A 25,486-nucleotide genomic window follows, 5' to 3' on the forward strand; every position below is an offset into this window, starting at 1 on the left:
CCGGTGCGGAGTAATTCGCACGCCGGGTGCGGGAGGGGGCCCGAGGGAGACGACCGACGGAGACGTCGGCACCGCGCCCACGGGCCTACCTCACCTGGGTGGAGAAGAACAAGGACACCACCCAGAAGCTCGCCAACGCGTTCGTGAAGACCCTCAAGTGGATGTCCACCCACACCCCCGCGGAGATCGCCGAGAAGATGCCCGCCGACTACGCGCAGGGCGGGGCCGAGCAGTACGCGGCGGCGATCAAGGCGACCCTGCCGATGTTCACCACGGACGGCGTGATGCCGGCCGACGGCCCGAAGACGGTGCTCGCCGTGCTCGCGGCCTTCCACCCGGACGTCAAGGGCAAGGAGGGCTCGATCGACCTCGCCCGCACCTACACCACCGAGTTCGTCAGCAAGGCCGCCACGGGCTGACCACCGCGCCGACGGTCCCGCGTCCACTCCCACGGGCGCGGGGTCGTCACCGTGCCGGAAGCAGCGGGAGCCGGCGACGGGGGAGGGCCGTCACCGCGCCCGGACGACCGTCACGTCCATCCGCGACGGCGTGCCCGCCGCCTTGCCACAGCTCTCCGGGCGCGGCGGCTCGCTCACCCCCTCCACGACCTCGACCTCCCAGGCCCGGCCGTCCTCGTGCACCACGTCCACCAGCCAGCGCCCCTCGCCCGCCGGCGACTGGGCCAGGGTCAGCGCGTCCACCCTGGTCTCCCCGGTGGCCAGCCGCACCGCGTGGTCGGCCGCCTGGCCCGGGCGGTCCCAGCCCGAGCAGCCCCGCGACCACTCCGGCACCATGTGTCCGGAGGCCGTCGCGGCCAGTACCTCCTTGGCGCTCTCCGGCGTCAGCCGCCCGTAGGCGTAGCCGTACGGCAGCACCAGCATGGTGGGGGAGAAGCGGTGCCCGCCCAGGTGCGTCACCTCCCACACCTCGCTGTGCCCGGCCGCCGCCAGCTCGGCCGCCAGCGGACGCCCCAGCAGCGCGCAGCAGCGGTCCCGCCGGCCGTTGGTGCACACCAGGGCGACGGGACCGCCGACGTGCGCCGTGCCGAAGCCTCCGTGGTCGCCCGCCCCGAGCTCGCCGAAGTCCAGCCCGAGCAGCTCCGCCGGGTCGGCCACCGTGGCCCGGCGCACCCAGCCCCGGCCCGGCACGGTGTGCGCCACGATCACCTCGTGCCGGGCGGTCGGCAGGCAGTCCGCGTGCCGCCCGGGCCGGCGGATCAGTGCCACCCGCACCCCGGTTCCCGCCGCGGCCGCCTCCAGGGCCCGGCCCACGGCGGCGTCCAGATGGCTCTCACCGAGCGCCTTCGCCCCCCACGGTCCGTTCTGCTCGACCAGCAGCCAGGTGGTGGCGGTCGCCGCCGTGGCGGCCAGTGGTTCGGACAGTTCACGCGACACGGTCGCACAGGTGCTCACGCAGGCAAGGCTACCCTTGGCGCCTCGGCCGACGGCGGCCCCGGCCCGGGGCGCCGCCGTGGGCTCCCGGGGCCCCGCCCTGGACCGGGGGCCTGGCCCGACCCCGCTTCCACCGGGACCCGTACCGCAGCCGGTCTCCCGGCACAGGCCCGGAACGACGAAAACGGGGGCGGGGAACCGGCCTCCGGTGCCCCGCCCCCGCCCCGGACCCTGCTACGCCGGGCCCGCCACCACGGCGATCGGCGTCGTCACCGGAGTGCCCGAGCCGTCACGGCGCGGGTCGCGCTCGGGGAGGTCGACCGGGGCCGCTTTGGCCGTCGCGGCACGGGCCGGGGCCGCGCCCGCCCAGGCGAAGGCGAGGGCGTCCTCACCGCGGAGGAAGCGCTGGCAGCGCACGCCGCCCGTCGCCCGCCCCTTGCGCGGGTACTGCTCGAACGGCGTCACCTTCCAGGAGCTCTGCTCCTCGCCGGCCAGCGTGCCCGTGGTGCCCGCCACCGTGACCACCACCGCGTCCGCCGCCGGGTCCACCGCGGTGAACGACAGCACCCGGGCGCCGTCCGACAGCTTGATGCCGGCCATGCCGCCCGCCGGGCGGCCCTGCGGACGGACCTGGCCCGCCGGGTAGCGCAGCAGCTGCGCGTCCGAGGCGATGAAGACCAAGTCCTCCTCGCCGGTACGCAGTTCGACCGCACCGGCCAGCTCGTCACCCTCCTTGAGGGCGATCACCTCGAACTCGTCCTTGTTCGCCGGCCACTCCGGCACCACCCGCTTCACCACGCCCTGCGCCGTGCCCAGCGCCAGACCCGGCGAGGACTCGTCGAGCGTGGTCAGCGCCAGCGCCCGCTCGCCCGCCTCCAGCCGCAGGAACTCGCCCACCGCGGCGCCGCCCGCCAGCGTCGGCGACGGCGTCGGCGGCAGCGCCGGCAGGTCGATCACCGGCAGCCGCAGCACCCGGCCCGCCGAGGTGACGACACCCACGTCCGCCCGCGCGGTGGCCGGCACCGCCGACACGATCACGTCGTGCTTGGCGCGCTTCTCCGACAGCTCGAACGGCTCGCCGTCCGCCGTCCGCGCCAGCAGGCCCGTCGAGGACAGCAGCACCCGGCACGGGTCGTCCGCCACCTCCAGCGGCACCGACAGCGCCGCCGACGGCGCCGCGCCCGCCTCCAGCAGGACCGTCCGCCGCTCGGTACCGAACTGCTTGGCCACCGCGGCCAGTTCGCCCGACACCACACTGCGCAGCCGGGTGTCCGACTCCAGGATCTCGGTCAGCTCCGCGATCTCGGAGTTGAGCTTGGCCTGCTCCTCCTCCAGCTCCACCCGGTCGAAACGGGTCAGCCGGCGCAGCGGGGTGTCCAGGATGTACGCCGTCTGCGTCTCCGACAGCGAGAAGCGCTCCATCAGGCGCTCCTTCGCCTGCGCCGCGTTGTCGCTGGACCGGATGATCGCGATGACCTCGTCGATGTCGACCAGCGCCACCAGCAGACCCTCGACCAGGTGCAGCCGCTCCTGACGCTTGCGCCGACGGAAGTCGCTGCGCCGGCGGACCACCGAGAAGCGGTGGTCGACGTAGACCTCCAGCAGCTCCTTCAGGCCCAGCGTCAGCGGCTGGCCGTCCACCAGCGCCACGTTGTTGATGCCGAAGGTCTCCTCCATCGGCGTCAGCTTGTACAGCTGCTCCAGCAGCGCCTCCGGCACGAAGCCGTTCTTCACCTCGATCACCAGCCGCAGCCCGTGCGCGCGGTCGGTCAGGTCCTTGACGTCCGCGATGCCCTGCAGCTTCTTCGCGTTGACCAGGTCCTTGATCTTCGAGATGACCTTCTCCGGGCCGACGTTGTACGGCAGCTCGGTGACCACGATGCCCTTGCGGCGGGCCGTGACGCTCTCGATCGACGTGGTCGCGCGGATCTTGAAGGTGCCGCGCCCCGACTCGTACGCGTCCCGGATGCCCGACAGACCGACGATCCGGCCGCCGGTCGGCAGGTCCGGACCGGGGACGAACCGCATCAGCGTGTCCAGGTCCGCGTTCGGGTGCTTGATCAGATGCCGGGCGGCCGCGACCACCTCGGACAGGTTGTGCGGCGGCATGTTGGTCGCCATGCCGACCGCGATCCCGGTCGCGCCGTTCACCAGCAGGTTGGGGAAGGCGGCCGGCAGCGCCATCGGCTCCTGCTCGCTGCCGTCGTAGTTCGGGCCGAAGTCGACGGTGTCCTCGTGGATCGACTCCACCAGCGCCATCGACGCCGCCGTCAGCCGCGACTCGGTGTACCGCATCGCGGCCGGCGGGTCGTCGTTGCCCAGCGAACCGAAGTTGCCGTGGCCGTCGATCAGCGGCAGACGCATCGAGAACGGCTGCGCCATCCGGACGACCGAGTCGTAGATGGAGGCGTCACCGTGCGGGTGCAGCCGGCCCATCACCTCGCCCACCAGGCGGGCGCACTTGACGTGTCCGCGGTCCGGCCGCAGGCCCATCTCGTTGGCCTGGTACAGGATCCGCCGGTGCACCGGCTTCAGACCGTCCCGCGCGTCGGGCAGCGCACGCGAGTAGATCACCGAGTAGGCGTACTCCAGGAAGGAGCCCTGCATCTCGTCCACGACGTCGACGTCGAGGATCCGCTCCTCGAAGTCTTCGGGCGGCGGGGTCTGCGAACTGCGGCGGGCCATCGCGGCGGGGCTCCCTTACGTCTCGCTTGCGTCTCGTCTGCGTCTGTCATCGGCTGGTCGTCAACAGGGCTCAGCGCCCCCATTGTGGACCCTCAAGCCGACACTCCCAGCCAGCGCCCCTCTTCCGCCCCTGGCGAACGCCCTGTCCGCGCGGACACATCCGCGCCCCCCGTGCGTTGCACCACAATGGGGGACGCCACACGAACCCCGACATCGACGACGGGAAGGACCCGAGCGCATGGCCAACCCGGCCCCCGCATCAGCCTCCACCGGAGGAACTGGCGCTGCCATCGCCATCACCGAGCACCGCCTGGCCAACGGCCTGCGTGTCGTCCTCTCCGAGGACCACCTCACCCCGGTCGCCGCCGTCTGCCTCTGGTACGACGTCGGCTCCCGCCACGAGGTGAAGGGCCGCACCGGGCTGGCCCACCTGTTCGAGCACCTCATGTTCCAGGGCTCCGCCAACGTCTCCAACAACGGCCACTTCGAACTGGTCCAGGGCGCCGGCGGCTCCCTCAACGGCACCACCAGCTTCGAGCGGACCAACTACTTCGAGACCATGCCCGCCCACCAGTTGGAGCTCGCGCTCTGGCTGGAGGCCGACCGGATGGGCTCGCTGCTCGCCGCCCTCGACGAGACGTCGATGGAGAACCAGCGCGACGTCGTCAAGAACGAGCGCCGCCAGCGCTACGACAACGTCCCGTACGGCACCGCCTTCGAGAAGCTCACCGCACTCTCCTTCCCCGACGGCCACCCGTACCACCACACCCCGATCGGCTCCATGGCCGACCTGGACGCGGCCACGCTGGAGGACGCCCGCGCGTTCTTCCGCACCTACTACGCGCCCAACAACGCCGTCATCTCCGTCGTCGGCGACATCGACCCCGAGCAGACCATCGCCTGGGTCGAGAAGTACTTCGGCAGCATCCCCGCCCACGACGGCAAGCAGCCCCCGCGCGACGGCACCCTGCCCGACACCATCGGCCGTGAGATCCGCGAGCTGATCCGCGAGGACGTCCCGTCCCGCGCCCTGATGGCCGCCTACCGCCTCCCGCACGACGGCACCCGCGAGGCCGACGCCGCCGACCTGGCCCTGACCATCATCGGCAGCGGCGAGTCCAGCCGCCTCTACAACCGCCTGGTCCGCCGTGACCGCTCCGCCGTCGCGGCCGGCTTCGGCCTGCTCCGCCTCGCCGGCGCACCCAGCCTCGGCTGGCTCGACGTCAAGACCTCCGGTGACGCCACCATCGAGCAGATCGACAGGGCCGTCGACGAGGAGCTCGCCCGGTTCGCCGCCGAGGGCCCCACCCCGGCCGAACTCGAGCGCGCCCAGGCCCAGATCGAGCGCGAATGGCTCGACCGTCTCACCACCGTCGCCGGCCGCGCCGACGAACTCTGCCGTTTCGCCGTCCTGTTCGGCGACCCGAAGCTGGTGAACGAAGCCCTCCCCAAGGTCCTCGACATCACCGCCGAGGAGGTCCAGGCCGTCGCCAAGACCCGGCTGAACCCCGAGAACCGGGCCGTCCTCGTCTACGAGCCCACCGCCGACGACGAGACCGCCGCCACCGCCGAGACCGACGAGGAGGGCGCTGCCGCATGAGCACCGACTACGTCCCCGCCATGACGTTCCACCCCCAGCCCCAGCCCGGCACCCCCAGCCCGTGGGCGTTCCCCGCCCCCGAGCGCACCGCCCTCGGCAACGGCATCACCGTCCTGCACTGCCACCGTCCCGGCCAGCAGCTGGTCGCCGTCGACGTCCTCGTCGACGCCCCGCTCGCCGCCGAGCCCGAGGGCCTCGACGGCATCGCCGGCATCCTCGCCCGCGCCCTCAACGAGGGCACCGACACCCTCAGCGCCGAGGAGTTCGCCGCCGAGCTGGAGCGCGCCGGAGCCACCCTCGACGCGCACGCCGACCACCCGTGCATCCGGGTCTCGCTGGAGGTCCCCGCCTCCCGCCTGGCCCGCGGCCTCGGCCTGCTCGCGGACGCGCTGCGCGCCCCCGCGCTGCCCGAGGACGAGATCGAGCGGCTGGTCGCCAACCGCCTCGACGAGATCGTCCACGAGCAGGCCAACCCGGCCCGCCGCGCCGCCAAGGCCCTGTACGCCGAGCTCTTCGACGGCGCCGACCGCCTCTCCCGCCCCCGCGGCGGCACCGCGGAGACGGTCAAGTCCATCGACCGGGCCGCCGTCAGGGCCTTCTACGAGGCCCACATCCGCCCCGCCACCACCACCGTCGTCGTGGTCGGCGACCTCACCGGCGCCGACCTGCCCGCGCTGCTGGAGGCCACCCTCGGCACCTGGACCGGCTCCGCCGCCGCGCCCAGCGTCCACGCCCCGGTCACCGGCGACGACACCGGCCGCGTCGTCATCGTCGACCGTCCCGGCTCGGTGCAGACCCAGCTGCTCATCGGGCGCATCGGCCCCGACCGGCACGACCCCGCCTGGGCCGCCCAGATCCTCGGCACCTACTGCCTCGGCGGCACCCTCACCTCCCGCCTGGACCGCGTCCTGCGCGAGGAGAAGGGCTACACCTACGGCGTCCGGGCGTTCGCCCAGCCGCTGCGCTCCTCGGCCGACGGCAGCGGCCGCTCGCTGCTCGCGATCAGCGGCTCGGTGGACACCGCCTCCACCGCCCCGGCGCTCGCCGACACCTGGACCATCCTGCGCACCCTCGCCGCCGAGGGCCTCACCGACGCCGAGCGCGACGAGGCCGTGCGGTTCCTGGTCGGCGTCGCCCCGCTGAAGTACGAGACCGCGGGCTCGGTCGCCGGCACCCTGGCGGACCAGGTGGAGCAGCATCTGCCGGACGACTACCAGGCGGAGGTCTACCGGCAGCTGGCGGAGCTGCCGACGGCCGCCGCCACCGAGGCCGTCGTGGCGGCCTTCCCGCCGGAGCGCCTGGTCACGGTCCTCGTCGGCGATGCCGCCACGATCGCCGGCCCGGTGCGCGAGCTCGGCATCGGTGAGGTCACCGTGGTCAGCGCCTGACGTCCGGCGCCCGAACCCCGGCACCCGGCGTGCCGAACGGGGCCCGGTGGAGCGTTTCGCTCCGCCGGGCCCCGCCGCGTTAATTCCCTTGCGGGGGCTGTTCGCCGCATGGGTAGATATCCCCTGGCACACACGGACGAAAGGAGGCGGTCACATGCGGGTCGAGCAAGCCATACAGCGCTCCCCGAGGCCGTCCTCCCGATGTGCCCTGGGCGCCTGAGCGCCCTCCCACGCTTCTCCCGAGCCGCACCGGGCTTCTCCGTGCGGCACCCCGCCTAGGCTTGAACCAACCGACCTTTGGAGGTCGTTCCGCCATGCCGTACACCGAGGTACCCGGCGTCCGGGTTCCGATCCGGATGTGGACCGACCCGGCCACCGTCGAGGGCCAGGCCATGCAGCAGCTGCGCAACATCAGCTCGCTGCCCTGGCTGCACGGCCTCGCCGTGATGCCCGACGTCCACCTGGGCAAGGGCGCCACGGTCGGCTCCGTGATCGCCATGAAGGGCGCCGTCTGCCCGGCGGCGGTCGGGGTGGACATCGGCTGCGGGATGAGCGCGGTGAAGACCTCGCTCACCGCCAAGGACCTGCCGGACGACCTCTCCCGCCTCCGCTCCAAGATCGAGGAGGCCATCCCGGTGGGTCGCGGTCTGCACACCGACCCGGTCGACCCGCGCAAGCTGCACGGCTTCGCCACGGCGGGCTGGGACGACTTCTGGCAGCGCTTCGACGGCGTGGCCCAGGAGGTCAAGTGGCGCCGCGAGCGGGCCGCGCAGCAGATGGCGACCCTGGGCGGCGGTAATCATTTCATCGAGTTGTGTGTTGATGACACCGGCGCCGTCTGGCTGATGCTGCACTCCGGTTCTCGCAACATCGGCAAGGAGCTGGCGGAGCACCACATGGGCGTCGCCCGTTCGCTGCCGCACAACCAGGGGCTGATCGACCGTGATCTCGCGGTCTTCATCGCGGACACCCCGCAGATGGCCGCCTACCGCCAGGACCTCTTCTGGGCCCAGGAGTACGCCAAGAACAACCGGGCCCTGATGATGGCGCTCTTCCAGGACGTGGTCCGCCGTGAGTTCCGCCGGGCGAAGGTCACCTTCGACGAGGTGATCAGCTGCCACCACAACTACGTCAGCGAGGAGCGCTACGACGGTGTCGACCTGCTGGTGACCCGCAAGGGCGCGATCAAGGCCGGCTCCGGTGACTTCGGCATCATCCCGGGCTCGATGGGCACCGGCTCGTACATCGTCCGCGGCCTGGGCAACGAGGCGGCGTTCAACTCCGCCTCGCACGGCGCCGGCCGCAAGATGAGCCGGACGGCGGCGAAGAAGCGGTTCACCACGCATGACCTGGCCGAGCAGACCAAGGGCGTGGAATGCCGCAAGGACAGCGGGGTGGTGGACGAGATCCCCGGCGCCTACAAGCCGATCGAGAAGGTCATCGCCCAGCAGAAGGACCTCGTCGAGGTCGTGGCGCACCTGAAGCAGGTGGTCTGCGTCAAGGGCTGACGCGGGTGGCGCGGCCCCTCTGATGACTCCCGGGGTGGCCCGGCGACGGCGGCGGGGCCGTGCGGCCCCCGGCCGTGTCGGGAGCCGGTCATGCCGCGAGGGGTGCACCGCGATGGCGGTGCACCCCTCGTGTGACGGTGCTCAGGCGGCGGCCGGCAGCTCGTCGAGGCCCTCCTGGACCAGCTTGGCGAGGCGGTCCAGGGCCTGGTCGGCGCCCTCGGCGTCGGAGGCGAGGACGACCTCCTCGCCGCCCTGGGCGCCGAGGCCGAGCAGCCCGAGCATGGAGGCGGCGTTGACCGGGTTGCCGCCGGGCTTGGCGATGGTGACGGGCACGCCGGTGGCCGTGACGGCCCGGACGAAGATGGAGGCGGGACGGGCGTGCAGGCCCTCGGCCCAACCGATGGTGACGCGGCGCTCAGCCATGAGACGTGCCTTTCCGGTGAAGCTGTCACGGCCGTGCTCGGGGTGGCGGCCATGTTGTCTAGACCAGTGTTGCACGCAGGTGACCCCTCCGAGCCGCCGCGTTCGGGACTTGTGATTGTTTCTTTCGGGGGCATAAGCCCCGGCCAGTGGCCCTGTCCACCCTGCCGCGAGCACACACCCGACGCCATTCGGCTCGCCGCCGGATAACCTGACGAATGTGGACGACTCCGCGGCACCGCGCCCCCAGCAGGACCCCGGCCAGACCCCCCGTCGGGACCTCGTAAAGGCCTCCCGAACGGACCTGAAGCGGGACCCGCAGGACACCGAACCGGACTACCCGCAGCACTGGGAAGCCGACATCCTGTTGCGCGACGGCGGCACGGCGCGGATCCGGCCGATCACACCCGCGGACGCGGGCCGGCTGGTCGAGTTCTACGAACAGGTCTCGGACCAGTCCAAGTACTTCCGCTTCTTCGCGCCCTACCCCCGGCTCTCCGACAAGGACGTCCGCCGCTTCACCCACCACGACTTCGTGAACCGGGTCGGCCTCGCCGTCGTGATCCGCGACCGCTTCATCGCCACCGTCCGCTACGACCGGATCGACGCCGACGGCCGGCCCTCCATCACCGGCACCGACGCCGAGGTGGCGTTCCTGGTGCAGGACGCCCACCAGGGCCGCGGCGTGGCCTCGGCCCTGCTGGAGCACATCGCGGCGGTGGCGCAGGAGCGCGGCATCCGCCGCTTCCAGGCCGAGGTGCTGCCGGAGAACCGCAAGATGGTGAAGGTCTTCACCGACGCCGGCTACACCCAGCACCGCAGCTTCGCCGACGGCGTGGTGCACCTGGAGTTCGACCTGGAGCCGACCGCCGCCTCACTCGCCGTCATGCGGGCGCGCGAGCACCGTGCCGAGGCGCGGTCCGTGCAGCGGCTGCTCACCCCGCGCTCGGTGGCGGTGCTCGGCGTCTCGCGCAATCCGCAGACCGTCGGCCGGGCGATCCTGCGCGACCTGCTCGGCGACTTCACCGCCAAGAACCGCGACTCCACCGCGGATGACGGCGACGGCACCGCCCGGGACGGCGACCCCACCACCGGAGACGGCCGCACGGTCTACGCGGTGAACCGCAACGCCCCGCCCGGCACCGAGCTGGACGGCGTCCCGGTGCACCGCTCGATCTTGGAGATCCCCGGGCCGGTCGACCTCGCGGTGATCGCCGTCCCCGCCGCCGCCGTCCCCGCCGCCGTCGCCGAGTGCGGCGCGCACGGCGTGCAGGGCCTCGTGGTGGTCACCGCCGGGTATGCCGAGACCGGCCCGGAGGGCCGCGACCGCCAGCGCGCCCTGGTCCGCCAGGCCCGCGCGGCCGGCATGCGGGTGATCGGCCCGAACGCCTTCGGCCTGATCAACACCGACCCCGACCGGCCGCTCAACGCCTCGCTCGCCCCCGTCCTGCCCGAGCGCGGTGGCTTCGGCATCTTCTGCCAGTCCGGCGCGATCGGCGTCGCCCTGCTGGAGGCCGCCCACCGGCGTGGCCTGGGCGTCTCCTCCTTCGCCTCGGTCGGCAACCGGTCCGACGTCTCCGGCAACGACTTCCTCCAGTACTGGGCGGAGGACCCGGCCACCGACGTGGTGCTGCTCTACCTGGAGTCCTTCGGCAACCCCCGCAAGTTCACCCGGATCGCCCGCCGGCTCGCCACCGCCAAGCCGATCGTGGTCGTCAAGGGCGCCCGCCACACCGGCAGCCTGCCGCCCGGCCACGCCGTCCCGGCCACCGCCACCGGACTGCGCGACGCCACCGTGGACGCGCTGTTCCAGCAGGCCGGGGTGACCAGGGTGGAGACCATCACCGAGCTGTACGACACCGGCGAGCTGCTCGCCCAGCAGCCGCTGCCGGCCGGCGGCCGGGTCGCCGTCGTCGGCAACTCCGACTCGCTCGGCCTGCTCACCCACGACGCCTGCCTCAGCGCCGGCCTGCGCCCCCGGACGCCCGTCGACCTGACCACCGCCGCGACCGGCGAGAACTTCCGGATCGCCCTGGACGTGGCGCTCGGCGACCCGGCGGTGGACGCGGTGATCGCCGTCGCCATCCCGCCGATCGGCACCTCCGCCCACGCCTTCATGGGCGGCCGGCTGACCGGCCCGGACGACCCCGAGATGGGCTCGGACGACCCGGAGATCGCCGCCGCCCTGCTCGACGCCGGCCGGCGCGCCCAGGAGCTGGGCAAGCCGCTGCTGCTGGCCCACCTGGCGCTGACCGACCTGCCGGCGCGGCTGCGCCCGGGCGGCATCCCCGCCTACCCCGCGCCCGAGCGGGCCGTCCGTGCCCTCGCGCACGCCGTCCACTACGCCGAGTGGCGCCGCCGGATGGCCGAGGCGGAGGAGACCGCCCGCGTCCCCGAGCTGGACCGGATCGACGAGGGCGGCGCCCGCGCCCTGGTCGAGGCCGCGCTCAGCACCCGCACCGCGATCGCCGCCCGCACCCAGCCCGGCGGCGCCCGGATCACCCTGCCGGACGCGGACACCGCCGGGCTGCTCGCCCACTACGGCATCGACGTCCACCCCACCCTGCCCGCGCCCGACGAGGAGACCGCCGTCCGGGCGGCCGCCACCCTCGGCTACCCGGTCGCGCTCAAGGCCACCGCCCCGCACCTGCGCCACCGGCCCGACCTCGGCAGCGTCCGCCTCGACCTGACCGGCGAGCCGGGGCTGCGCCGGGCCCACCGCGAGCTGGACGCGCTGCTCGGCGGCGCCGCCCAGGCCGAGCTGGTGGTGCAACGGCTGGCCCCGCGCGGTGTGGACACCGTGATCGGCGCCACCGTGGACCCGGCGGTCGGCGCGATCCTCTCCTTCGGCCTCGCCGGCGCCCCCGCGGAACTGCTCGGCGATGTCGCCCACCGCCTGGTGCCCGCGACCGACCAGGACGTGGCCGGGCTGATCCGGGAGGTCCGGGCGGCGCCGCTGCTGTTCGGCTGGCGCGGCGCCGAGGCGGTGGACACCGGTGCCCTGGAGGAACTGCTGCTGCGGGTCTCCCGACTGGTCGACGACATTCCCGAGGTCGCCTCGGTGGACCTCGAACCGGTGGTCGTCGCCCCGCACGGCCTGGCGATCCTGGGGGCGCGGGTGCGTATAGCACCTCTGCCCGTCCGAAGCGATCTGGGCCCGCGCGCCATGAGCACGCTGTAACCTTCCTTGGTTGCGCCCTGCTCGGGGGCGCTGTCGTCCGGAAGCTCGGCGCCGCGCCGCCCGCTTCGTCGGCGGACCATGCCAGGATGGAGTTATGGCGAAGACCGGTACCACCACCACTCAGGACCTGCGCTCGGCGATCGAGCGCAGTGGCTACTACCCGGCCCTGGTGTCCGAGGCGGTCGAGTCCGCGGTGGGCCCGGAGCCGATCAGCTCCTACCTGGTGCACCAGGAGACCACTTTCGACGCCAACGAGGTCCGCCGGCATGTCACGGTGCTGGTCCTGACCCCGACCCGGTTCGTGGTGAGCCACACCGACGAGCAGACCGGCGACGGGGCCGGCCCCGCCGTGCCGTACGCGACCACCTCCACCGAGAGCGTGCGTCTCGACCGGATCGGTTCGGTCGTGGTGAGCCGGATGGTCGCCAACCCGGAGACGTACACCCCGGGCACCCTGCCGCGCGAGGTCGTGCTGACCATCGGCTGGGGCGCCGTGCAGCGCCTGGACCTGGAGCCGGCCGGCTGCTCGGACCCGAACTGCGAGGCGGACCACGGCTACACCGGTTCGGCCACCGCCGACGACCTGTCACTTCGGGTCAGCGAGGCGGGGGACGGCCCGGAGACGGTCGCCCAGGCCCTGGTGTTCGCCCGCGCGCTCTCCGACGCGACGATCAGCACCGCCCCGCGGGCCTGAGCGGCGACGGACCGGAAAGCCAGGGAACCAGACCCGCCGATATGTCCTTCGCACCCGCCGACGGTTACGACGCCTTCGAGATCCTCGACCCTGCCGGAGCCCCCGCGCCCCCGTACGGCAGCGGTTCGCTCTGCGACCTGCTCCCCTCCGTGGCGGCCGGGCTCGGCGTCCCCGGCTTCACCGCCACCCTGCCGATCGCGCCCGCCGACCGGGCGGTGGTCTTCCTGGTCGACGGTCTCGGCTGGGAGCTGCTGCTGCGCCATCCCGAGTACGCGCCGTTCCTCTCCTCGCTGGTCGGCAGCTCGCTGGGCGGCACCGGGCGCCCGTTGACGGCCGGCTTCCCGTCCACCACCGCGACCTCGCTGGCCTCGGTGGGCACCGGCACCCCGCCGGGCCTGCACGGCCTGGTCGGATACACCGTGGCGGTGCCCGGCGCCGGGTACCTGATGAACCAGCTGCGCTGGCAGCCGCCGACCGACCCCGGCACCTGGCAGCCGTACCCGACGGTCTTCGAACAGACCCACGCCGCCGGGGTGGCGACCGCGCAGGTCTCCTCGCCGCTGTTCGCGCAGACCCCGCTGACCCGGGTGGCGCTCTCCGGCGGTACCTTCCTCGGCCGCACCACCGGCGAGGAGCGGATGGACCAGACCGCCCGCTGGCTGGCCGAGCACGACCGGGCCCTCGTCTACACCTACGTCAGCGAGCTGGACGGCGCGGGGCACCGCTTCGGTGTGGACTCCGACGAGTGGCGGATGACGCTGGACGCGGTGGACCGCCTGGCCCGGCGTCTGGCCGAGCAGCTGCCGCCGCGCTCGGCGATGTACGTCACCGCCGACCACGGCATGATCGACATCGCGCCGGAGGACCGGATCGACTTCGACGAGGACTGGGAGCTCGGCGCGGGCGTCGCCCTGCTCGGCGGCGAGGGCCGGGCCCGGCACGTGTACGCGGTGCCGGGGGCGGCCGCCGATGTGTACACGGTCTGGAGCGAGGTGCTCGGCGACCGGATGTGGGTGGCCACCCGGGACGAGGCGATCGCGGCCGGCTGGTTCGGCCCGTCCGTGGACGACCGGGTCTACCAGCGGATCGGCGACGTGGTCGCCGCCGCCCGGGACGACATCGCGATCACCGCCTCCCGCAACGAGCCCGGCGAGTCCGCGATGATCGGCCTGCACGGCTCGATGACCCCGGTGGAGCAGTTCGTGCCCCTGCTCGAAGTCCGCCGGTAGGAGGTCTGTTCGATGAACCAGGCCCCCAACTCCCCTGATGTGAAAGGCCTCTGCACCACCCATGGCTGAACTGGTGTTCTTCTCGGGCACGATGGACTGCGGGAAGTCGACGCTCGCGCTCCAGATGGACCACAACCACGCCGCCCGCGGCCGGCAGGGGATCATCCTCACCCGCAACGACCGGGCCGGCGCGGCCACCGTCTCCAGCCGGCTCGGCCTGCGTACCGAGGCGGTCGAGGTGACGGACGACTTCGACTTCCACGCCCATGTCGTGCACCGGCTCTCGGCCGGCGGCCGGGTGGACTACCTGATCTGCGACGAGGCCCAGTTCTTCGCCGCCGAGCAGGTCGACCAGTTGGCCCGGGTGGTGGACGAACTCGGCATCGACGTCTTCACCTTCGGTATCGCCACCGATTTCCGCACCCGGCTCTTCCCCGGCTCCCAGCGGCTGATCGAACTCGCCGACCGGGTCGAGGTGCTCCAGGTCGAGGCCCTGTGCTGGTGCGGCGCGCGGGCCACCCACAACGCCCGTACGGTCGGCGGCGTGATGGTGGTCGAGGGCGCCCAGGTCGTGATCGGCGACATCTCGGTGCGCGAGGACGAGGTCGGTTACGAGGTGCTCTGCCGCCGTCACCACCGCCGCCGGCTGACGGCCGCCACCGCCCGTGCCTCGGTGCTCTCCCCGGACGTCCTGCCCTTCGAGGAACAGCAGGCCTGAGCCCTATCCGGTCTGCAGGACCGAGAAGTGGCCGCCCTGCGGGTCGGCCAGCCGGGCGACCCGGCCGCGTTCGGTCTCCTGCGGCTCCACGAGCACCCCGCCCCCCAGCTCGACCGCCCGACCGGCCGTCAGCGCGGCGTCCCGGACGGCGAAGTGGACCCGCCAGCGCGGCGGATGCCCGCGCAGCTCACCGCTGTGCCGGATGCCCGCCACCGGCCGGCCGTTCACCAGCAGTGCGGACCCGCCGGCCGAGGACTCCACCGGCCGGCCGAGCACCGCGCCGTAGAAGGCGGCGGAGCCCGGTTCGTCCGGGGTGAGCAGCTCGGCCCAGGCCGGGCCGCCGGGCTCGGGCCCCGCCTCCCGGCCGAGGTGTTCCCCGCCCTCCCAGAGCCCGAAGACGGCGCCGGACACGTCGGCCGCGATCGCCAGCCGCCCGGCCTGCTCCGCCTGGAGCGGTCCGACCGCGACCGTGCCACCGCACTCGCGCACCTGCTGGGCCGTCCGGTCGGCGCTGTCCACCGCGAAGTACGTGGTCCACTGCACCGGGAAGCCCGTCACGGAGGAGACCCCGAGACCGGCGACGGGTGTGCCGCCCAGCTCCGCCCGGACGTACGCGCCGAGCTGGCCGGGGCCCGGGGTGTACGTCCAGCCGAGCAGCCCGCCGTAGAAGGCGCGGGCACCGGCCAGGTCGTCGGTCATCAGGCTGACCCAGCACGGTGTGCCCTGGGCCAGCCGGAGTTTCACCGCGGGCATGCGGGCCTCCTCAGGGGCGGTTGGCGCACGAAGGCGCGCACGTGAGGGTGATGGTTCCACCCTGGCGCGCGTCGAACCCTCGGGCCGCGCGGAAAGTCCGGCAAAGACCGCACAAAGAGCCTCGCGGCGGTCGCGCTGCGCGAGAATGACCGCCATGACCATCAATAACGACGGGTCCCCGCTGATCTCGGCGGCCGGTCTGCGGGAGGCGCTCGCCTCCGACCGTCCGCCGGTCCTGCTCGATGTGCGCTGGCAGCTCGGCGGCCCGCCCGGCATCGAGGACTACACGCTCGGCCATCTGCCCGGCGCCCACTTCGTCGCCCTGGACCAGGACCTCGCCGCCCCGGCCGGCCCGCCCGGGCGCGGTGGGCGCCACCCGCTGCCCGACCCCGAGGAGTTCGGTGCCGCGCTGCGCCGCTCCGGTGTCTCGGCCGGGCGCCCGGTGGTGGTGTACGACGGCGCGACCTCGCTGGCGGCGGCGCGGGCCTGGTGGCTGCTGCGCTGGGCCGGCCACCCGGAGGTCCGGGTGCTGGACGGCGGATTCGCGGCCTGGCAGGCGGCCGGCCTGCCGGTGACCGCCGAGGTGCCGGAGCCGGCGGAGGGCGACTTCAAGCCGGTGCCCGGGCAGCTGCCGACGGTGGACGGGGACGGCGCCGCCGCGCTGGCCCGCACCGGTCTGCTGCTGGACGCCCGCGCGGGGGAGCGCTACCGGGGTGAGAGCGAGCCGATCGACCCGCGCGCCGGCCACATCCCGGGGGCGCTCTCCGCGCCGACCACCGAGAACGTCGGCCCGGACGGGCGGTTCCGGCCGGCCGCCGAACTGGCCGAGCGGTTCCGGGCGCTGGGCGCGGGCGAGCGGGAGACCGCGGTCTACTGCGGTTCGGGCGTGACGGCGGCTCACCAGATCCTGGCGCTGGCGGTGGCGGGCCTGCCGGCCGCGCTGTACCCGGGCTCGTGGAGCGAGTGGTCGAGCGACGCCACCCGCCCGGTGGCGGTCACCGGACAGCCGGGCTGATCCCGGCACGGCGAACACGGCGAACACGACGAACACGCGAAGGAGGGGGCGCCGACCTGGTCGGCGCCCCCTCCTTCGTCATGCGTCTACTCCTGCTTCTTGCGCCGGCTGCCGAAGACGATCTCGTCCCAGCTCGGCACGGTGGCCCGGCGGCCGGGCCGTACGCCGTCCGCCTCGGCCTGCCGGTCGGTCGTGCCGACCAGACGCTCCCGGTGCGGGGCGACGGCGCGCGGCATCAGGATGTCCGCGTACGCCGAGCCCGCGCCGACCGCGGGTGCGGCGGCGGCCGGCTCCTCGGTCTCCTCGGCGACCTCGGCGGCCACCGGCTCGATCGGGGCGGGGCCGACCGCGAGGTCGCCCCGGAAGGCCGGGACGACGTCGAGCAGGCTGGTCAGTGAGTCGCGGGACTCCGCCGTGGCCTCACGGGACTCACGCACCTCGCGGGACGACATGATGCGGTCGGCCGAGGGCCGGTCGATCATCGGGCGCGGCGGCCGCTCCTGGGGGAGCCGGGCGATGCGCGGGATGAACGGGAAGACCGACTCCTCCTCGCGCTCGACGTTCTCGCCGATCAGCGCGCGGGCCTCGTCGTCGTTCGGCTGGACCAGGCGCCGGGGCGGGTCGTACGTCCAGGAGGCGCTGCGGCCCTCGCCGTCGGCCCGGTAGGAGAGGATGACCTCCCAGGTGCCGTCGTCGCGCCGCCAGGAGTCCCAGCGTTCGGTGTCCTTCTCGGCGCCGCGCAGCGCGAGCCGCTCGGCGACGGCCTCGCCCAACTGCGGTCCGGTGGACTCGCCGTGCCGGCGGATCGCGGTCTTGCGGGCCCGCTCGGCCATGAAGGCTCGCTCGGCCAGCACCGGTCCCTCGAAGCGGCGGACCCGGTCGACGGAGATGCCGGCCGCCTGCGCGACCTCCTCAGCGGAGGCACCGGCTCGTATCCGCGCCTGGATGTCACGGGGGCGGAGATGGCTCTCCACCTCGATCTCGATCTGGCCGAGGCGCGGACGGTCACCACGGATGGCGGCGCGCAGCCGCTCATCGATGGGAAGGGTGTACTCCGTGCTGTCGGCGGCCTTGAGCACCAGCCGTGTGCCGTCGTTGCTGACGGCCACAACCCGCAGTTCGGGCACGGTTACCTCCCGGGTGGTGCCTGCCGACGTCACCTGCGTCGCTGCTCCCGTACTGAGTGTGGCCTGCCCACTCGCGACTGGCCACAACCTTGCTGAGTTCCCCGGCGTGTCGGGCTTACGCCCGGGAACGCCACTGTGGCACGGTTGCCTTTTTGCCACGTCATCCATCGACGTCGCGTCTGGGTGTCCCGGCCGTCCTCGCACGAGCAGTGACGCGACGATCCGGGACGGGCGTCGCCGTGCGTGCCTGCGCCGTGGCTCTTTGTCCAGCTGCCGGTTGAGGGGCAGTCGACAAGTCGACCCAAGGCTCAGGCTTTACGAACAGTACTCCATTCGTGGCATCCAAAGGGGCGGCTCGCCGCTCAAGTCTCCCGCGATTTACGGGAATCTCAAGAGCGTGCCCCTCCAATGGCCGACGACCGATCGGGGAACGGTGATCATCTTCACATATATCGACCGCGGAGAACCGCATTTTCGACCCTTGTGTCCTTCTTTGTGCAAGATGGAGTGACTTGTTCGAGGAACAGTCGTACGGACCGAGGGATGTTGATGCCGGAGCGGAAGGCCGTCGAGGAGGGCGGCAAGGAAGGTCGCAAGCGAATTGATCTGAGTGTGGCTCAGGTCGCGGCAAGCGCACTGGCAACCGTGGTGGGGGCCTTGCTGGCTTCCGAACTCGGGGTGTACGGAACGATTCTGGGCGCGGCGGTGGTCAGCATCGGCGCGACCACCGGTGGCGCGGTGTTCCAGCACATCTTCAAACGCACCGGTGAGCAGCTGCGCGAGGCGGTGGACCGGACCGGTCCCGGGCCGGCGGTGAACGGGCTGCGCCAGGTGCCGGCCGACTCCCCGTCCGCTCCGGTCACCCGGCCGCGGCTCTCCGAGGAGTGGAACGAACCGCGGACGGTCCGGGCGCGTCGGCGGTGGAGCTGGAAGACGTACGCGGCGGTCTCCTCGCTGGTGTTCGTCCTGGCGATGGTGCCGATCCTGGCCTTCGAGCTGGCGACCGGGCAGCCGGTGTCGGCGACGGTGAAGGGGGAGTCGGGCAACGGCACCTCGCTGGGCGGCACGGTCGGCACGAAGCCGTCGAGCCCGCCGGCTGACGCTCCGTCGCACGGTCCGTCGAGTCCGCCGTCCACGGGCGGGCGCGCCCCGGAGGCCTCGCCGTCCGCCGGCGGTGGCGCCTCGGCGCCGACGCCCTCCAAACCCGGTCCGGACCAGGGCTCCAGCCCGGGTGCGGGGACCGACGGCGGCGGCAAGGCCTCGCCCTCGGCGGGCCCGAGCGCGACGCTGTCCGCCCAACCGACCCCGTCGGGTGGCACCGGTGCGAAGCCGTCCGGCGCGGCGAGCCCGCAGCCGCCCGTTCCCAGCGGTGCGGCCGCCGGGGTCTCCCCGCCGCCCGCCGCCCCGACCGGAGAGCCGGCGCCGTAGGGCGGGATCCGCCCCGGGAACCGCCGGAGCGGCCCTACGCCCCGAGCACCCGCCGCAGATAGTCGTTGCCGAAGACGCGCCGCGGGTCGAGTTCGTCGCGCAGTGCGGTGAACTCGGCGAAGTGCGGGTACACCTCGCGGAGGTAGCCGGCGTCCCGGGTGTGCAGCTTGCCCCAGTGGGGGCGGCCCCGGTGGGCGGTCATCAGGCGTTCGACCTCGGTGAAGTAGCCCTGGTCGGCGGTGCCCCGGTAGAGGTGGACGGCGATGTAGGCGGTGTCCCGGCCGCCGGCGGTGGAGAGCCAGAGGTCGTCGGCCGGGGCGAAGCGCACCTCGACCGGGAAGCTGATCCTCCAGTCGGAGCGCTCGATCAGGGCCCTGAGCTCGCGCAGCACCCCGGCGGCCGCCTCGCGCGGCACCGCGTACTCCATCTCGACGAAGCGGACCTTGCGCGGGCTGGTGAACACCCGGTACGCGGTGTCGGTGTAACTGCGGTCCGACCAGGCGCGGCTGGCCAGGGAGGCGATGGCGGGGACGGACCGGGGGAAGCGCCGGCCGACCCGGCAGGCGCCCTCCCAGACGGTGTTGGAGAGGAAGTCGTCCTCCAGCCACTCCCTGAACCGGGGCAGTGGGGCGGCCGGACCCTGGCTGCGGTTGTTGCGCTTGGTGGAGCAGCGGTCGGTGTGCGGGAACCAGTAGAACTCGAAGTGCTCGTTGACGGCGGTGAGGTCGTCGAGCCGGTCCAGCACCTCGTCGAAGCGCATCGGCTGCTCGTGGGCGGTGAGCAGGAAGGCGGGCTCGACCGCGAGGGTGAGCGCGGTGATCACGCCGAGCGCGCCGAGGCCGAGCCGGGCGCCCTGGAAGAGCCGCGGGCTCTCGGTGGGGGAACAGCGGTGGACGCTGCCGTCGGCCAGGACGATCTCCAGTGCCCGGATCTGGGCGGCGAGCGAGCCGGAGTCCCGTCCGGTGCCGTGGGTGCCGGTGCTGGTCGCCCCGGCGACGGTCTGCACCTCGATGTCGCCCATGTTGGTGAGCGAGAGGCCGGCCGCGGCGAGCAGCCGGTTGGGCCTGGCCAGCGGCAGGCCGGCCTCGACGGTGACGGTGCCGGCCGCGCGGTCGATCTCCCGGACGGCGGTCATCGCGTAGGGGCGGACCAGGACGCCGTCACCGGCCGAGGCGATCGAGGTGAAGGAGTGGCCGGAGCCGACGGCCTTGACCGTCCGGCCCTGCTCGGCGGCGCGCAGGATCTCCCTGGCCAGCTCCTCCGCCGTCCCCGGGGTGACCACCTTGGCGGGCCGGGCACTCTGGTTGCCGGCCCAGTTGGTCCAGCGGGTCCGGGGGGCGGTACTGGCCTGGGGCATGCGGTGCCTCCTGCTCCGTGGCCGAACGGTGTCGGCGCGCTCAGGGGCGGCCCGGCCGCCCTACCCGCGGGTAGACCCGCGAGTAGGGAGGAGAGTAGTCAGTTCACCGTTCGAGGTCTACGGTCTGCGCGGGGGTCTCGACGGCCTCGCCGGCCGCAGCGGTGGAGAGCCCGCCGCGCAGCCGGGGCAGGCCGATCAGAGCGGTGACGGCGCCGAACACCCCTGCCGTCAGCGGCACCCAGTAACCGGCGGCGGCCCCGGACGCGTCGATCACCCAGCCGCCGGCCGAGGAGCCGAGGGCGACGCCGAGCGCCAGCCCGGTGGTGGTCCAGGTCATGCCCTCGGTCAGCTTGGCGGCCGGGACGAGCCGCTCGACCAGGGCCATCGCGGTGATCAGGGTGGGGGAGATGGCGATACCGGCCACCAGCAGCGCGGCGCCGACCGCGACCAGCCCGCCGACCCCGTGCACCCACTCGGCGACCAGCAGCAGCGGCAGCATGCTGAGCGCCATCAGCACGACGCCGCCGAAGAAGCGTCCGGCCATCGAGCCGTTGAGCTTGAGGGTGCCGAACACCACGCCCGCCAGGCAGGAACCGAGGGCCCAGAGCGCGAGCACCACGCTGGCGACGGCCTTGTGGCCCTGCTCGTCGGCGAAGGCCACGGTGACGACCTCCACCGAGCCGAAGATCGCGCCGGTGGCGATGAAGGTGAGGACCAGCACGACGAGCCCGCCGTTGAAGATCGCGCTGCCGCCGCTCTGCGCGGCCGCCGGGTGGACCGGGGGCTCGGTGCGGCGCTGCGCGGTGAACATCACGATGCCCACCGCCAGGGCGACGCCGGCCAGCATGACGCCCGACTCCGGGAAGACCGTGGTCGCCAGGCCGACGGCGAGGATCGGGCCGACGATGAAGCAGACCTCGTCGACCACGGCCTCGAAGGAGTACGCGGTGTGCAGTCTGGGCGCGTCGTCCCGGTAGAGGTGCGCCCAGCGGGCCCGGACCATCGCGCCGGTGCTCGGCATCACGCCCATGCCGGCGGCGAAGACGAACAGCGTCCAGACCGGCGCGTTGTAGTGGGCGCAGAGCAGCAGCCCGGTCGCGGCGACGACGGTGATCGCGGCAGCCGGCAGGGCGACCCGGCGCTGTCCGTGGCGGTCCACCAGCCAGGAGACCAGCGGTCCCAGGACCGCGGCGGACAGTGCCAGCACCGCCGATACCAGGCCCGCCACCCCGTAGGAGCCGCGCAGCTGGGAGAGCATGGTGACGATGCCGATGCCGGTCATGGAGATCGGCAAGCGGGCTATGAAGCCGGTGGAGGAGAAGGCCAGACTGCCGGGGGCGGCGAATATCTGGCGGTAGCTGGACAGCACGGGAGCTCCGTCGAGGGTAAGGAACGAGGCTGGCCCAGACAGCTTACGTACCTTGGCAAACCGTATTTTCCGGACACCCTACGCGGCCCCGCCGACGTCACCGGCCCCCGCAGTGGCAGGATCGGTCGCATGTCCGACGTGCGCAATCCCTCGCCTTCCGGCACCGCTCAGGCTGGGGCCCAGCCCTACGACGCGCTGCTGCTGCTCTCCTTCGGCGGTCCCGAGGCCCCCGAGGACGTCGTCCCGTTCCTGGAGAACGTCACCAGGGGCCGGGGCATCCCGAAGGAGCGGCTGAAGGAGGTGGGCAAGCACTACTTCCTGTTCGGCGGGGTGAGCCCGATCAACGAACAGAACCGCGAGCTGCTGGCCGCGCTGCGCAAGGACTTCGCCGAGCACGGCCTGGACCTGCCGGTCTACTGGGGCAACCGGAACTGGGCCCCCTACCTGGTGGACACCCTGCGCGAGATCGTCGCCGACGGGCACCGCCGGGTCGCCGTCCTCGCGACGAGCGCCTACGCCGGCTACTCCGGCTGCCGCCAGTACCGCGAGAACCTCGCCGACGCGCTGGCCGCGCTCGCCGCGGAGGGGCTGCCCGGGCTCCGGGTGGACAAGCTGCGGCACTTCTACAACCACCCGGGCTTCGTCCAGCCGATGATCGAGGCCACCCTGGCCGCCCTGGAGCGGCTGCCCGCCGGGGCCCGCCCCGGCGCCCGGCTGGCGTTCACCACCCACTCCATCCCGGACACCATGGCCGAGACCTCCGGCGCCCCGGACGACCCGGCGCGCGGCCGCCCCGGCGGCGCGTACGTGGCCCAGCACCTCGACGTCGCCCGGCTGATCGCCGAGGCCGTCGCCGAGCGCACCGGCGTGACCGACCGCCCCTGGGAGCTCGTCTTCCAGAGCCGCAGCGGCGCCCCGCACATCCCGTGGCTGGAACCCGACATCTGCGACCACCTGGAGGCCCAGCACGCCGACGGCGCGCCCGCCGTGGTGATGGTCCCGATCGGCTTCGTCTCCGACCACATGGAGGTCAAGTACGACCTGGACACCGAGGCCGCGGCCAAGGCCGCCGAACTCGGCCTGCCGGTCGCCCGTGCCGCGACCGTCGGCGCCGACCCCCGCTTCACCGCCGCCGTGCGCGACCTCGTGCTGGAGCGGGCCGCCACCGAGCGCGGCGAGACCGTGACCCGCTGCGCCCTCGGCACGCTCGGCCCCAGCCATGACGTGTGCGCGGTGGCCTGCTGCCCCAACCCGCGCGCCCCCCGCCCGGCCGTCGCCGAGCGCTGACCCCTCCCCGAGGAGACCCCCGTGCCCAGCCCGAGCCCCGAACTGCTCGACGAACTGCTCGATGTCGCCCTGGACGCCGCCCGGCAGGCGGGCGCCCTGCTGCGGGACGGCCGGCCCGCCGACCTCGGCGTGGCGGGCACCAAGAGCAGCCCGGTGGACGTGGTCACCGAGATGGACCTCGCCTCCGAGAAGCTCGTCCTGGAGCTGATCTCCGACCGCCGCCCGGACGACGGCTACCTCGGGGAGGAAGGCGCCGAGCGGCCCGGCACCAGCGGGGTGCGCTGGGTGGTCGATCCCCTCGACGGCACGGTCAACTACCTGTACGGACTGCCCTCGTGGGCCGTCAGCGTGGCCGCCGAGCTGGACGGCGAGGCGGTCGTCGGCGTGGTGTACGCGCCGGCCCGCGGCGAGCTGTTCCACGCCGTGCTCGGCCGTGGCGCCCACCTGGACGGCCGGCCGATCGCCGCCCGGCAGGCCCCGCCGTGGGGGCAGGCGCTGATCGGCACCGGCTTCAACTACGTGCAGCCGGTGCGGGTCCGGCAGACCGAGGTGCTGCTCGCGCTGATGCCCGAGGTGCGTGACATCCGCCGGGGCGGGGCCGCCGCCGTGGACCTCTGTGACGTCGCCGCGGGCCGGCTGGACGGCTACTACGAGCGCGGGCTGGCGCCCTGGGACCGCGCCGCCGGCTGCCTGATCGCCGCCGAGGCGGGCGCCCAGGTCGGTGGCCGCCCCGGGCAGGGCCCCGACGGCGAGCTGACCGTCGCCGCCGCGCCCGGTGTCTACCAGCCGCTCCAGGAACGGCTGGCCGAACTGCGCGCCTGGGCCGACTGAGTGGCGGCCCGGATTCCGGGCCGGCCCCTCTCCCGGGGCGGGCGCGGAACCCGGGCAACGAAGAGCCCTGGCATACGGGGAATGCCAGGGCTTGAGGTTTCGCACGGCCCCCGCAGGGCCGCTGGTGCCGGAGGTCCGGCGCGGTGGAGCGGGTCAGGCGGCGGTGCGGTGCCGCCCGAGCACCGTGTCCACGCCGTGTTCGGCGGCGAGCCGGCGGAGATCGTCCAGCTCGGACTGCTCCACCTCGGCCAGGAATTCGTCCCCGGCCTCGATCGCGCGGTGCAGGTCCTGCTCGGCGTTGGCTATGCGCTGCAGGATTCCGGCGGTGAAGGCGTCCATACGGGCCCCCTTACTGTGTCGGACGTGCACGTTCGTGCGTCCCCCGCCCCAGGGTGATGGTGGCCGGCGGAAGCGTCCGAGCCGGCAGGTCGGAATCTCCGGTCGGGCGCGGAGACGGCCTTCGGCCGCTCCCGGCGACGCCCCAGCCCCAGGGCCGGCGCGGATGAACGCACGGCGGGTGGGTGCGATCGGCCAGTGGCCAGATCGCGGGTGTGCAGCACTCCTCCCCCCGCCCGGGCCGGGGAAACCTCCGGGGGCGAGAAAGTTGCCTGTGTCACAGTCCAAGCGGAGTGTTCCCGACACGAATCGTGACCGGCGGCCCCGCGCGGGGCCCTGCCTCCGGGGCAGCTTATCGCTGCTTTACCGCTGGACCAGGCAGGATGGAGGCACCGTCGGAGCCGTGCGTCCGCTTCCGGGGCCGGCCTGGAGAAGGGACAACCACCGTGCGGGTTCTCGTCGTCGAGGACGAGCAGCTGCTCGCCGAGGCCGTCGCCACCGGCCTGCGCCGCGAGGCGATGGCCGTCGACGTGGTGTACGACGGGGAGGCCGCGCTCCAGCGCATCGCGGTCAACGACTACGACGTGGTCGTGCTCGACCGGGACCTGCCGCTGGTCCACGGGGACGACGTCTGCCGCAGTGTGGTCGACCAGGGCCTGGCCACCCGGGTGATCATGCTGACCGCCTCCGGCGACATCAGCGACCGGGTCGAGGGCCTGGAGATCGGTGCGGACGACTACCTTCCGAAACCGTTCGCCTTCAGTGAACTCGTCGCCCGGGTCAGGGCACTGGGCCGCCGGGCGACCGTCCCGCTGCCGCCGGTGCTGGAGCGGGCCGGCATCTCGCTCGACCCCGGCCGCCGCGAGGTGATCCGCGAGGGGCGGACCGTCCAGCTCGCCCCCAAGGAGTTCGCCGTTCTGGAGGTGCTGATGCGGGCCGGCGGCGCCGTCGTCTCCGCCGAGCAGCTGCTGGAGAAGGCCTGGGACGAGCACACCGACCCGTTCACCAACGTGGTGCGCGTCACCGTGATGACGCTGCGCCGCAAGCTCGGCGATCCGCCGGTGATCGTCACGGTTCCCGGCTCCGGCTACCGGATCTGACCGGACCACTTCACTTCTGAACCGGATCCCTTCGGGTCCGACTGTCACGCGCCCGCCCCGGCGGACGCT

20 protein-coding genes and 1 pseudogene are annotated in these 25,486 nt (G+C 73.4%); 13 read left to right on the forward strand and 8 right to left on the reverse strand.

Translation table 11 applies throughout. The annotated features are described in order from the left end of the window. Positions 1-95 precede the first annotated feature (95 nt). Positions 96-419: pseudogene (locus ACIQIB_RS36730) on the forward strand (ABC transporter substrate-binding protein); the annotation flags it as partial. 90 nt (positions 420-509) lie between these two features. On the opposite strand, the gene ACIQIB_RS36735 reads toward ACIQIB_RS36730, so the two are convergent. After that, positions 510-1,412 (reverse strand): sucrase ferredoxin, encoded by a 903-nt coding sequence (locus tag ACIQIB_RS36735; RefSeq protein ID WP_400763450.1) that lies wholly within the window; start codon positions 1,410-1,412, stop codon positions 510-512. A gap of 213 nt (positions 1,413-1,625) precedes the next feature. Then, positions 1,626-4,076 carry a DNA topoisomerase (ATP-hydrolyzing) subunit A gene (locus ACIQIB_RS36740; protein ID WP_400763453.1) on the reverse strand — a complete coding sequence of 817 codons (2,451 nt, stop codon included), beginning with the start codon at positions 4,074-4,076 and terminating at the stop codon, positions 1,626-1,628. A gap of 238 nt (positions 4,077-4,314) precedes the next feature. Here ACIQIB_RS36740 and ACIQIB_RS36745 point away from each other — a divergent pair, with 238 nt between their 5' ends. The 3 genes from ACIQIB_RS36745 to ACIQIB_RS36755 all read left to right on the forward strand — a co-directional run bounded on the left by ACIQIB_RS36745 (position 4,315) and on the right by ACIQIB_RS36755 (position 8,572). Next, the gene (locus ACIQIB_RS36745) at positions 4,315-5,676 is read left to right on the forward strand and encodes a pitrilysin family protein (RefSeq protein WP_363613185.1); all 1,362 of its coding nucleotides are present in this window, start codon (positions 4,315-4,317) and stop codon (positions 5,674-5,676) included. Next, positions 5,673-7,064 (forward strand): pitrilysin family protein, encoded by a 1,392-nt coding sequence (locus ACIQIB_RS36750; RefSeq protein ID WP_363613187.1) that lies wholly within the window; start codon positions 5,673-5,675, stop codon positions 7,062-7,064. Before ACIQIB_RS36745 ends, ACIQIB_RS36750 begins: the two co-directional genes overlap by 4 nt. Positions 7,065-7,378: 314 nt before the next feature. Continuing rightward, positions 7,379-8,572 carry an RtcB family protein gene (locus ACIQIB_RS36755; RefSeq protein ID WP_400657338.1) on the forward strand — a complete coding sequence of 398 codons (1,194 nt, stop codon included), beginning with the start codon at positions 7,379-7,381 and terminating at the stop codon, positions 8,570-8,572. Positions 8,573-8,713: 141 nt separating this feature from the next. Here the strand turns inward: ACIQIB_RS36755 and ACIQIB_RS36760 are convergent, their stop codons facing one another. Then, positions 8,714-8,995 (reverse strand): HPr family phosphocarrier protein, encoded by a 282-nt coding sequence (locus tag ACIQIB_RS36760; protein WP_363613191.1) that lies wholly within the window; start codon positions 8,993-8,995, stop codon positions 8,714-8,716. A gap of 301 nt (positions 8,996-9,296) precedes the next feature. On the opposite strand from ACIQIB_RS36760, the gene ACIQIB_RS36765 reads away from it, so the two are divergent. From ACIQIB_RS36765 to ACIQIB_RS36780, 4 genes are all read left to right on the forward strand, one after another. After that, on the forward strand, positions 9,297-12,173 hold the full coding sequence (locus ACIQIB_RS36765; RefSeq protein ID WP_363613226.1) for a GNAT family N-acetyltransferase: 2,877 nt from the start codon (positions 9,297-9,299) through the stop codon (positions 12,171-12,173). Positions 12,174-12,267: 94 nt separating this feature from the next. Beyond that, positions 12,268-12,867, forward strand: coding sequence for a DUF5998 family protein (locus ACIQIB_RS36770; protein ID WP_363613193.1), 600 nt, complete (start codon positions 12,268-12,270; stop codon positions 12,865-12,867). 41 nt (positions 12,868-12,908) lie between these two features. After that, the gene (locus tag ACIQIB_RS36775) at positions 12,909-14,096 is read left to right on the forward strand and encodes a nucleotide pyrophosphatase/phosphodiesterase family protein (RefSeq protein WP_363613195.1); all 1,188 of its coding nucleotides are present in this window, start codon (positions 12,909-12,911) and stop codon (positions 14,094-14,096) included. Between the two features lie 61 nt (positions 14,097-14,157). Next, positions 14,158-14,814, forward strand: a complete 657-nt coding sequence (locus ACIQIB_RS36780) for a thymidine kinase (protein WP_363613197.1) — start codon at positions 14,158-14,160, stop codon at positions 14,812-14,814. Between the two features lie 3 nt (positions 14,815-14,817). On the opposite strand, the gene ACIQIB_RS36785 is transcribed toward ACIQIB_RS36780, so the two are convergent. Beyond that, the gene (locus ACIQIB_RS36785; protein WP_363613199.1) at positions 14,818-15,567 is read right to left on the reverse strand and encodes a VOC family protein; all 750 of its coding nucleotides are present in this window, start codon (positions 15,565-15,567) and stop codon (positions 14,818-14,820) included. A gap of 154 nt (positions 15,568-15,721) precedes the next feature. Here ACIQIB_RS36785 and ACIQIB_RS36790 point away from each other — a divergent pair, with 154 nt between their 5' ends. Further along, complete coding sequence (locus tag ACIQIB_RS36790; protein WP_400763455.1) at positions 15,722-16,582, forward strand: sulfurtransferase; 861 nt, start codon at positions 15,722-15,724, stop codon at positions 16,580-16,582. 86 nt (positions 16,583-16,668) lie between these two features. Here the strand turns inward: ACIQIB_RS36790 and sepH are convergent, their stop codons facing one another. Continuing rightward, positions 16,669-17,742 (reverse strand): septation protein SepH, encoded by a 1,074-nt coding sequence (gene sepH / locus ACIQIB_RS36795; protein ID WP_363613202.1) that lies wholly within the window; start codon positions 17,740-17,742, stop codon positions 16,669-16,671. Positions 17,743-18,366: 624 nt separating this feature from the next. Here sepH and ACIQIB_RS36800 point away from each other — a divergent pair. After that, entirely contained in the window at positions 18,367-19,137 is a 771-nt protein-coding gene (locus tag ACIQIB_RS36800; protein WP_400763457.1) for a hypothetical protein, read from the forward strand. 34 nt (positions 19,138-19,171) lie between these two features. Here the strand turns inward: ACIQIB_RS36800 and ACIQIB_RS36805 are convergent, their stop codons facing one another. Both ACIQIB_RS36805 and ACIQIB_RS36810 read right to left on the reverse strand, forming a co-directional pair. After that, positions 19,172-20,494: a D-arabinono-1,4-lactone oxidase gene (locus ACIQIB_RS36805; protein ID WP_400763459.1), complete on the reverse strand. Its 1,323-nt coding sequence runs from the start codon at positions 20,492-20,494 to the stop codon at positions 19,172-19,174. Positions 20,495-20,597: 103 nt separating this feature from the next. Then, the gene (locus tag ACIQIB_RS36810; RefSeq protein WP_363613208.1) at positions 20,598-21,863 is read right to left on the reverse strand and encodes an MFS transporter; all 1,266 of its coding nucleotides are present in this window, start codon (positions 21,861-21,863) and stop codon (positions 20,598-20,600) included. A 129-nt stretch (positions 21,864-21,992) separates the two neighbouring features. Here ACIQIB_RS36810 and ACIQIB_RS36815 point away from each other — a divergent pair, with 129 nt between their 5' ends. Both ACIQIB_RS36815 and ACIQIB_RS36820 read left to right on the forward strand, forming a co-directional pair. Beyond that, positions 21,993-23,150, forward strand: a complete 1,158-nt coding sequence (locus ACIQIB_RS36815; protein ID WP_363613210.1) for a ferrochelatase — start codon at positions 21,993-21,995, stop codon at positions 23,148-23,150. Between the two features lie 21 nt (positions 23,151-23,171). Continuing rightward, positions 23,172-23,981 carry an inositol monophosphatase family protein gene (locus ACIQIB_RS36820; RefSeq protein WP_400763461.1) on the forward strand — a complete coding sequence of 270 codons (810 nt, stop codon included), beginning with the start codon at positions 23,172-23,174 and terminating at the stop codon, positions 23,979-23,981. 153 nt (positions 23,982-24,134) lie between these two features. Here the strand turns inward: ACIQIB_RS36820 and ACIQIB_RS36825 are convergent, their stop codons facing one another. Next, on the reverse strand, positions 24,135-24,320 hold the full coding sequence (locus tag ACIQIB_RS36825) for a hypothetical protein (RefSeq protein WP_363613213.1): 186 nt from the start codon (positions 24,318-24,320) through the stop codon (positions 24,135-24,137). Positions 24,321-24,763: 443 nt separating this feature from the next. Between ACIQIB_RS36825 and ACIQIB_RS36830 the strand changes: the two genes are divergently transcribed. Next, positions 24,764-25,417, forward strand: a complete 654-nt coding sequence (locus tag ACIQIB_RS36830; RefSeq protein ID WP_363613214.1) for a response regulator transcription factor — start codon at positions 24,764-24,766, stop codon at positions 25,415-25,417. Positions 25,418-25,486: the final 69 nt, after the last annotated feature.

The sequence above is a fragment of the Kitasatospora sp. NPDC092286 genome, assembly GCF_044755565.1.
In the GTDB taxonomy this organism is placed as follows: domain Bacteria; phylum Actinomycetota; class Actinomycetes; order Streptomycetales; family Streptomycetaceae; genus Kitasatospora.

Excerpts from the sequence above, each read along its gene's own strand:
- ACIQIB_RS36790 (WP_400763455.1), top strand. The coding sequence starts at position 15,722 with ATGACCATCAATAACGACGGGTCCCCGCTGATCTCGGCGGCCGGTCTG.
- ACIQIB_RS36750 (WP_363613187.1), top strand. The coding sequence starts at position 5,673 with ATGAGCACCGACTACGTCCCCGCCATGACGTTCCACCCCCAGCCCCAG.
- ACIQIB_RS36780 (WP_363613197.1), top strand. The coding sequence starts at position 14,158 with ATGGCTGAACTGGTGTTCTTCTCGGGCACGATGGACTGCGGGAAGTCG.
- ACIQIB_RS36775 (WP_363613195.1), top strand. The coding sequence starts at position 12,909 with ATGTCCTTCGCACCCGCCGACGGTTACGACGCCTTCGAGATCCTCGAC.
- ACIQIB_RS36825 (WP_363613213.1), bottom strand. The coding sequence starts at position 24,320 with ATGGACGCCTTCACCGCCGGAATCCTGCAGCGCATAGCCAACGCCGAG.
- ACIQIB_RS36740 (WP_400763453.1), bottom strand. The coding sequence starts at position 4,076 with ATGGCCCGCCGCAGTTCGCAGACCCCGCCGCCCGAAGACTTCGAGGAG.
- ACIQIB_RS36815 (WP_363613210.1), top strand. The coding sequence starts at position 21,993 with ATGTCCGACGTGCGCAATCCCTCGCCTTCCGGCACCGCTCAGGCTGGG.
- ACIQIB_RS36745 (WP_363613185.1), top strand. The coding sequence starts at position 4,315 with ATGGCCAACCCGGCCCCCGCATCAGCCTCCACCGGAGGAACTGGCGCT.
- ACIQIB_RS36770 (WP_363613193.1), top strand. The coding sequence starts at position 12,268 with ATGGCGAAGACCGGTACCACCACCACTCAGGACCTGCGCTCGGCGATC.
- ACIQIB_RS36785 (WP_363613199.1), bottom strand. The coding sequence starts at position 15,567 with ATGCCCGCGGTGAAACTCCGGCTGGCCCAGGGCACACCGTGCTGGGTC.
- ACIQIB_RS36755 (WP_400657338.1), top strand. The coding sequence starts at position 7,379 with ATGCCGTACACCGAGGTACCCGGCGTCCGGGTTCCGATCCGGATGTGG.
- ACIQIB_RS36760 (WP_363613191.1), bottom strand. The coding sequence starts at position 8,995 with ATGGCTGAGCGCCGCGTCACCATCGGTTGGGCCGAGGGCCTGCACGCC.
- ACIQIB_RS36805 (WP_400763459.1), bottom strand. The coding sequence starts at position 20,494 with ATGCCCCAGGCCAGTACCGCCCCCCGGACCCGCTGGACCAACTGGGCC.